Origin of the sequence: Bradyrhizobium sp. 138, assembly GCF_023074075.1 — a bacterium.
Taxonomy (GTDB): Bacteria; Pseudomonadota; Alphaproteobacteria; order Rhizobiales; family Xanthobacteraceae; genus Bradyrhizobium.
Window position 1 is genome coordinate 1 of the sequence record NZ_JADPKT010000021.1, and the last position, 1,559, is coordinate 1,559.

Consider the following 1,559-nt stretch of genomic DNA (forward strand, 5'->3'; position numbering starts at 1 on the left):
GTAGATTCCATGGGGCGGTGAGCGGGCTCTTTCCGATAGGTTTGGGTTTCCACACTCGAACCATCGGAGAGTCTGATGCAAGCATCGACCGAGAGCACGCCCACCGCCGGGCATATTGGCACAATTTTCGTTGCGATCGAACTGAGTCAAAAGACCTGGCTAGTGACGCTGCACAGTCCGGATCGTGACCGGATCTCACGCCACAAGATTGAAGGCGGCGATCACGCCGGGCTGCTGGCCTTGTTCGAGAAGATCAAGGCGCGAGCGGCCGAGAAGCTCGGATCACCGCCGCGGGTGGTGAGCTGCTACGAGGCCGGTTATGACGGCTTTTGGCTGCATCGGCTGTTGCAAGCGGCCGGGATTGCCAACTTCGTGTTCGATCCGGCCAGCATTGCGGTGGAGCAGCGGTCGCGGCGGGCGAAGACGGACCGGATCGACGGCGAGCTCATGCTGCGGACCCTGATGGCCTATCTGCGGGGCGAGCCACGGGTAGTCCGGATCGTCCGCGTCCCGACCGTGGCCGAAGAGGATACCCGGCGAGGGAGCCGGGAACGGGATCGTCTGATCAAGGAGCAGACGGCCCATGGCAATCGGATCAAGGCGCTGCTGCGCCTGTTGGGCGTGGCGGTCGGCAACCCGCGCCGACGGGACTGGCTCACCTTTCTGGAGCAGCAGCGCGATTGGCAGGGGCAGCCGCTGCCGCCCCATCTGTTGGCCGAGGTGAAGCGCGAGCACGCGCGGCTGACCATGGTATGCGAGCAGCTTGCGGCGCTGGAACAGGCCCAGGCTGCGCAGACCTGTCCTATTCCAGCGCCGATGGCGGAGCGGCGATCGAACTTGCAGCGGCTCAAGGCACTCGGCCCCGCTTTCACCCCAGGGCTGGTGGACGAGGTGTTCTACAAAGACTTCCGCAACCGGCGCGAAGTCGCCAGCTATACCGGGTTGGCGCCCAGTCCCTGGAAGAGCGGCGGCATCGATCGCGAGCAGGGCATCAGCAAGGCCGGTAATCGGCGGGCGCGCACCAAGGCGATCGAACTGGCCTGGTTGTGGCTTCGCCATCAAGACGACAGTGCACTCAGCCGCTGGTTCCGCACCCGCACCGCCAACGCCGGCAAGCGGGCCAAACGCATCGCCATCGTGGCTCTGGCCCGCAAGCTGATCGTGGCGCTGTGGCGCTATCTCACCACGGGCCTCGTTCCTGAGGGGGCAATCATGAAGGCATAAACCAACCGCCATCACGCGTCGCGGCCTCGCCGCGTCCCGTGCGGGATGGATGATGACCGTGCCACCCTAGGGCTTCAAATGTCGTTTTGTAGATGGGTCTCATCCTCGCCAGGCTTCCTCGCCGCAAGCATGCGGAAGGTGGGTACGGATCAAACGATCCGACCGGATATGAGGTGATGCAGTGAGCTGCAGAAAACTTCGGAAGCCAATCCTCGCCCGGAACACGGTCGTCGCGCTGCGCTACGCATGGCTCCGCGCGCCGCCCTCCTACCGCAAGTCCCTTACCCGGACAGATCGAACAGGCTTGACTTACAAATCCCCATATGAGGGTGGGC

The 1,559-nt window shown here is 64.1% G+C and carries 1 protein-coding gene; it reads left to right on the plus strand.

Annotated elements, in window-relative coordinates:
* Positions 1-75: 75 nt before the first annotated feature.
* Entirely contained in the window at positions 76-1,224 is a 1,149-nt protein-coding gene (locus tag IVA79_RS11655; protein ID WP_247553018.1) for an IS110 family transposase, read from the plus strand.
* The last annotated feature ends 335 nt before the right edge of the window (positions 1,225-1,559 follow it).